This is a genomic window from Pseudoflavonifractor intestinihominis (genome assembly GCF_040096055.1).
In the GTDB taxonomy this organism is placed as follows: domain Bacteria; phylum Bacillota; class Clostridia; order Oscillospirales; family Oscillospiraceae; genus Pseudoflavonifractor; species Pseudoflavonifractor intestinihominis.
This window is the reverse complement of sequence record NZ_JBBMFK010000032.1, coordinates 36,059-42,153: the sequence shown is the minus strand read 5'-3', so window position 1 is coordinate 42,153 and position 6,095 is coordinate 36,059. Positions and strand designations below refer to the sequence as shown.

The window sequence follows — 6,095 nt, the reverse complement described above, 5'->3', positions numbered from 1 at the left end:
GTGTCGCGACTTCATTCTACCAGAGATCTGCAAACCATGTCTCTTTTTCTTTTTGCGAAACTTATTCTACCTTATCCACGGCTCTCACTGAGATGAAAGTGCAGAGCTGTTCCCACAAGAGGATGCTCCATGTCATCCTCAAAGCCAAAGCGGTACAACAGATAAACTTGCTCCCGTTCTGATATGCGCCGCAGCCCTTCATAAAGCTCTTTTCGGTTTTCCGCTTCCTCCATAATCTTTTCCGGCTCTGACGCATAGGGGTCAGCAATCAGGTCGGAACGCTGCACGGAATGTTCACCGGGAAGCAGATCATCCAGATTGATTCTCTCCATAGGGATACCGTCTTTGTCAGACTGCATCCGCTGTTCAAAGGCCGCAAAAGCAGCCGAGATTAAATCCATCATGGCGTTGCGGATGGCAGGCCCCGCATAGGTCAAAAACATTATTTTTTTGCCCGGGTCATACAGGGAGATTGCCCGGAGCAAACCAATGCTCCCCTCTTGAATCAGGTCATCGTGGTCGATGCCCAACTCACTGTTTCCAAGGCCAACACTGATGTACAATTCATTTGCAGTTTTTCGGATATACCCCAGATTGTTCTGCACCAGCTGCTCCTGCGCCTGTGTATCCCCTCGCTGTGCCAGAGTACAAAGCCGCTCATTGGTCATCGTTTTCATCGCTTTGCTTAGGCTGCATACTTTCCATCATGTGAAGCAGCGCCAGCTGTAATTCTTCCAGTGATTCATCCTTTGCCAGCCCCATCTGGGATATGGGCTGCACAACCATAGCTGCAAGCTGCTCTGGGGAAACCGATGGATGATGAAGGTCTTGTCCCTTGGTCAGCTCTGAGAACATCTGCTCGGTAAGCTCTTTTGTTATGTTCTGGGAAATTTCCTCCCCAGAAGTCATTTCCTTTTTGATCTCCCGAAGAACTGCCATAAATTGATTTTGAATATTGGTCAGATCGGCTTGAAAAACCGGTATCTTGTTCAGAGAGACCGCCTGAGCCGCCTGTTGAGTTGCTTTCCGGATGTCCGGCTGTTCTTTGCCAGTCATCAACAGCATGGAACTTAACGATTGCAGGATTTGGTTCTGCGCCGCAAAGCCGGAGGCCATCGTTTCGTCAAAATACAGGGCGATCATACTGGTCAGCTGGGCAAAGCGGCGGTTTTCCAGCAGGCGGCTCACCACTTCCGGGTTTACACGCCCCGTATAGAGATTGCGTGCTGCTTCGGCAGAAAGGCCAAGCTCAGAGATGTCATAATTTTTCTTATCTGGCACATTGGTCAGACAAAGGAGAAAATCCGAGGATACATTAAAAATCCGGGCAATACGGATGATCTGCTCGATAGTCAGTTTATTCTTTGTCCCATTCAGAAAACGGCTGATGGAGCTTTCCGCAACGCCAATTTTAGAAGCAAGCTCTGCCTGAGTGATTTTATACTCCTTCATCAAGTCTTGTAATCTCTGCTGTGGAGTATCACCAGGGAGATATTCCTGTTCCATAGGCAGATCACCTCGTTTCTTTTCTGTATTTCCCGCTTTTAATGCGGGCATCGGTTGGTTTTTCTGCATCCTCCGGGATGATCCAGCGGCTTCCTGCTCTTTGTGCGCCGGGAATCCGGCCTTGGTTGCAGAGGATGCCGACCCGTCGGGGAGAAATCCCCCATTTCTCTGCAATTTCAAACGTAGAAAGATATTTCATAATCAGCCCTCGTTGTTTGCAATTCTATTTTCTATTATATTCCATAACAGGAACAATCTCAATCCATATTTTGAGAATCCAGCCGCCTTCTATCTTGCAATTCTGCAAGTTTTGGAGGCGGTATTTTATTTTCTTGCAGGACTGACGGATTTTTGGAACCATGCCCTTTTTCTCCGTACATTGAGGTGACAGGAGAAACCTGTACAAAGATGAAGGAGGAACTATGGCATGGATATTTTTACGATGGTAAAGGCAGCAGTTACCGTAAGACAAGCGGCTGAACACTATGGGCTACAAGTCAACCGAAACGGCATGGCGCTGTGTCCGTTCCACAATGACCGTCACCCGAGCCTGTATGTATCGGATGACCACTACCACTGTTTCGCTTGTGGGGAGCATGGGGATGTGATCGACCTGACTGCCAAACTGTTTGACCTTCGGCTGTATGATGCGGCCCGAAAACTGGCGTCGGACTTTCACCTTGCGCCGGACAAGCCCTTGCCGGAATCCATTCGTCAAAAATGGAAGCAGAAAACCAAAGCACAGCAGCTTCGTGAGAACGAGCAGCTGTGCTTTTCTGTTTTGAACGAATACCGGCGGCTGCTCCTGGATTGGAAAAAACGGTATGCGCCGCAAGCGCCGGAAGATTCGCTGGATAAGCGATTTGTGGAAGCCTGTCACCGTCTGCCCTGGGTGGAGTATCAGCTGGACATCCTGCTGCAAGGCGATTCCTATGAACGAAGCGAAGTCGTAAGCGAACTAACGGCAGACGGATACATCCGCAAATTACAAGCCCGCCTGAGAGAGGAGCGATACCATGAATAACCCTGTTTGGATCGATGACAAGGGGAAAATCGTAGAGCCGGAATACTGCCGGGATTTTCTGTCCCGGCATCCCATGCGCTGCATCAACGACCGATTTTATACTGTGGATGGACAGCTGCCGGATGAGAACAAATTGAAGCGAACGATTTATGAGGAACTCTCGCCCTGGCTTCATGCCAAAGCCACACAGACGGTGGAACAGGTAATCAAAGCGCTGAAGCTGGCGGCATACGCCGACCCTTTGCCCCTGCAATGTGACCGCATCCATGTGGCGAACGGCACTTATTTTCTGGATGGCACGTTTACAGAGGAAAAAGAGTATTGCAGCAACCGCCTGCCGGTGTCCTATCAGACAGAGGCTCCTGCACCGGAACAATGGCTGCGTTTTCTCTCGGAGCTGTTGGAGCCGGAGGATATTCCCGCCTTGCAGGAATATCTGGGCTACTGCCTGATTCCGTCCACCAAGGGCCAGAAAATGCTCATGCTGATCGGCAAGGGCGGCGAGGGCAAAAGCCGCATCGGTGTGGTGATGAACGCCATTTTCGGGTTCAACATGAACACCACTTCCATCCAGAAGGTAGAAAACAACCGTTTCGCCAGAGCCGACCTGGAGGGCAAGCTGCTCATGGTGGACGATGATCTGGACATGAACGCCTTGACCAAAACCAACTATGTAAAATCCATCGTGACAGCAGAACTGCGGATGGATTTGGAACGGAAGAAAGAACAGAGTTATCAGGGGCAGCTTTATGTGCGTTTTCTCTGTTTCGGCAACGGGGCATTGACTGCACTTCACGACCGCAGCGACGGCTTCTTTCGCCGCCAAATCATTCTGACCACCAAGGACAAGCCTGTGGATCGGTTCGATGATCCGTTCCTTGCCGAGAAACTGATTGCGGAAAAAGAGGGAATCTTCCTCTGGATGCTGGAGGGGCTGCGGCGGCTGATCGCCAATCACTACCACTTTACCATCAGCCAGAGAGCCAAGGACAATATCACTTCCGCTGTTCGGGATGCCAATAACATTCTGGATTTTCTCGATTCTGAGGGTTATGTGGCATTCAAGGCCGATTATGAAGCCAGCACCAAAAATCTGTATGTAGCCTATAAGCGGTGGTGTGAGGACAACGCAGAAAACCCACTATCCCCAAAGAGCTTCGCAAACCAGCTTAGCCAGAATGCTGAACGCTACCATTTGGAGCCGGTCAATAACCTGCACATCGGCGGTGGAAAACGGTGTCGGGGATACATGGGTATTTATGTCCTGCTCTCGCCTATGGAGTTGTAATGAAACTTCAAAATCTTCTGTTCGTGCGTTCATGCGTTCCTGACCGGGTACAGCCTGTGGAACGAAGGAACGCACGAACGCAAAAAATCGAAGTTTATTTTTTATTGTTCGGCTCAGAGGGCGCTCTAAAATCCGCACTTTCCGATCAATGGTTGTGCAAACAGTGAAAAACATTACTGTAAAAAGAATGCAAATCATCATTCGGTGATTTGCGAAACAGTGACGCTGGTATGCGGTAAGGTGACTATTTTCACGGTTTCGCTTGCAAGCCCACCTAATGGCAAAGTCGATGGGGTGCTGTTGCGGACAGTTCTTCACAAACGCAGTTCTGAACGATTTTTGAGAAGTAATTAAGATTAACTGTACCGTGCAGCGTGTGTGCTCCACGGCAAACTAACTTTACGAAAGAGTGAGGTATTTTCTATGAAATCCAATTTAAGAAATGAAATTAAGTCGTGCATTGTGCGTTCCGGGTACACGATGCAGGAAGTCGTCGACCGGCTTTCTGAGGATTACGGTTGGAGCGACAGCGTTTCAAACCTGTCCAATAAGCTCCAGCGGGAGTCTCTGCGGTATGTAGAGGCGGTACAGCTTGCCGATGCCCTTGGCTATGACCTCGTATGGCAGAAGCGGAGGGACAAATGATGCCTGCCGTTCCTGCGGCCCGTCTCTCTCGTCCCCATAGCAATAACGCAGTATTGATATGGACAGGCGGCGAAAACATTCGATTTTTCGCTGCCGCCGGATGGCTGATGTTTGGCAGAACATCGGCTGTCCGGGCTGAACAACAGGAAACGATGCAGGCGGTTTCCGGGCAGTTCAGCAGCGGTCATCGCAATGACCGCAATTCCCCCTCGGAGAGCCCACGGCACTTTGCAGCCCTTCGGGATGAAAGTGTCATAGTGGGTTATTACACTTCCCGCAGGAAGTGCATCCCCGTCCCCCAGCCGTCTGCCGCACAACAGAAAGGAGCTGATTTTTATGGCCAGAAACGATGGAATCGACCGTACCAGTGCCAGAAATGTGGATGTCCCGGACAAGGACATCGACAACACCCAAAAGCACAATGAACGGGAAAAAGACAGCTATCGCAACCCGGATATTATCCCGGAACGTCTCAGCTATAACGTCCACTTCAAAAACCCAGCCGCCAGCTATACGGAACTGTTTGCTCAGATGGAATCCTCCGGTATGATCTCCACCCGTGGACTGAAACCGGATGCCATTCACTATGGAGAACTGATTTTCGATGTGAACTCCGCCTATTTCCACAATCACGGCGGCTATGAGTTTGCTAAACAGTTTTATGCCGAAGCCTACCAAGCCGCTGTGAAGATTGTGGGCGGCGAACAGTATATCCTCTCTGCCGTCATGCACGCCGATGAGATCAACCGGGCCATGTCGGAAGCTCTGGGACAGGATGTGTACCACTACCACCTTCATGTGGTGTATGTCCCAGTGGTGGAAAAGCAGATTCTCTGGTCAAAGCGGTGCAAGGATAAGGCTTTGGTGGGGACGGTCAAGGAGACCATTATGCAGGTCAGCCGCAGCAAAAAGTGGCTGTCCAAACCGGCATTGGACGAAACCGGGAATCCCGTTTTGCAGAAAAATGGAAAGCCGGTTCTAAAGAAATCCTACTCCATTTTGCAGGATGATTTTTATCAGCACATGAGAGCTGCTGGATATACCGACGTAGAGCGTGGAGAGCGAGGCAGCACCGAGGAGCATCTGACGGTGACCCAGTTTAAGGTGGCACAGGAGCAGCAGCGGCTGGAAGATGTGACCGCCCAAATCGCTCAGACAGAACAGGCGCTGGACACCGCACAGGCTGCCGTTGAGAAAAAGCAGAAGGAACTGCAATCCCTGCAAAGGCAGACCAAAGAGCAGCGCACCGCTGCTTTGACTGTGCAGGAAATCCGCTCCATGGGGAAAAAGACGATCACCGGCAATATCACTCTGACCCCATCCGAGTGCAGTACGCTCAAGGATTATGCGGTCAATGGGATTCTTGCCAAGGCAGAAAACAGCCGTTTGGAAGATAGTCTGCAACAAGCGCAAAAGAGTGCCGCTGTCTGGAAACAGCGGTATGAAAAGATTTATGACAAGTACCAAGAACTGAAAAAGGAAGTCCAGCCATATCTGGACGCTGTCAAGCTCGTACCCGAAAAGGTGCGGGCTTTTCTTGATGCCATTTTGCCCCGTACACGGCAAACAAGGCAGCACGATCAACCTTCCCGCCGCAAGTCGCAGGATATGGAACTTTAATTGATGGAGGAA

7 protein-coding genes are annotated in these 6,095 nt (G+C 50.4%); 4 read left to right on the top strand and 3 right to left on the bottom strand.

The annotated features are described in order from the left end of the window. Positions 1-71 precede the first annotated feature (71 nt). Genes WMO64_RS15100 through WMO64_RS15090 form a run of 3 tightly spaced genes read right to left on the bottom strand, consistent with a single transcriptional unit; the run spans position 72 to position 1,705 of the window. Entirely contained in the window at positions 72-668 is a 597-nt protein-coding gene (locus WMO64_RS15100) for a sigma-70 family RNA polymerase sigma factor (protein WP_349232498.1), read from the bottom strand. Continuing rightward, positions 658-1,506, bottom strand: coding sequence for a helix-turn-helix domain-containing protein (locus WMO64_RS15095; RefSeq protein WP_349232497.1), 849 nt, complete (start codon positions 1,504-1,506; stop codon positions 658-660). The genes WMO64_RS15100 and WMO64_RS15095 overlap by 11 nt, the downstream gene beginning before the upstream one ends. A 7-nt stretch (positions 1,507-1,513) precedes the next feature. Beyond that, positions 1,514-1,705, bottom strand: coding sequence for a helix-turn-helix domain-containing protein (locus WMO64_RS15090; protein WP_303926211.1), 192 nt, complete (start codon positions 1,703-1,705; stop codon positions 1,514-1,516). Positions 1,706-1,933: 228 nt separating this feature from the next. On the opposite strand from WMO64_RS15090, the gene WMO64_RS15085 reads away from it, so the two are divergent. The 4 genes from WMO64_RS15085 (at position 1,934) to WMO64_RS15070 (ending at position 6,083) form a co-directional block, all read left to right on the top strand. Further along, positions 1,934-2,530 carry a CHC2 zinc finger domain-containing protein gene (locus tag WMO64_RS15085; protein ID WP_349232496.1) on the top strand — a complete coding sequence of 199 codons (597 nt, stop codon included), beginning with the start codon at positions 1,934-1,936 and terminating at the stop codon, positions 2,528-2,530. Then, positions 2,523-3,818, top strand: a complete 1,296-nt coding sequence (locus tag WMO64_RS15080) for a DNA primase family protein (RefSeq protein ID WP_349232495.1) — start codon at positions 2,523-2,525, stop codon at positions 3,816-3,818. Before WMO64_RS15085 ends, WMO64_RS15080 begins: the two co-directional genes overlap by 8 nt. Positions 3,819-4,241: 423 nt before the next feature. Beyond that, positions 4,242-4,463, top strand: coding sequence for an LLM class flavin-dependent oxidoreductase (locus WMO64_RS15075; protein WP_349232494.1), 222 nt, complete (start codon positions 4,242-4,244; stop codon positions 4,461-4,463). Positions 4,464-4,799: 336 nt separating this feature from the next. Next, positions 4,800-6,083: a plasmid recombination protein gene (locus WMO64_RS15070; RefSeq protein WP_021658839.1), complete on the top strand. Its 1,284-nt coding sequence runs from the start codon at positions 4,800-4,802 to the stop codon at positions 6,081-6,083. The last annotated feature ends 12 nt before the right edge of the window (positions 6,084-6,095 follow it).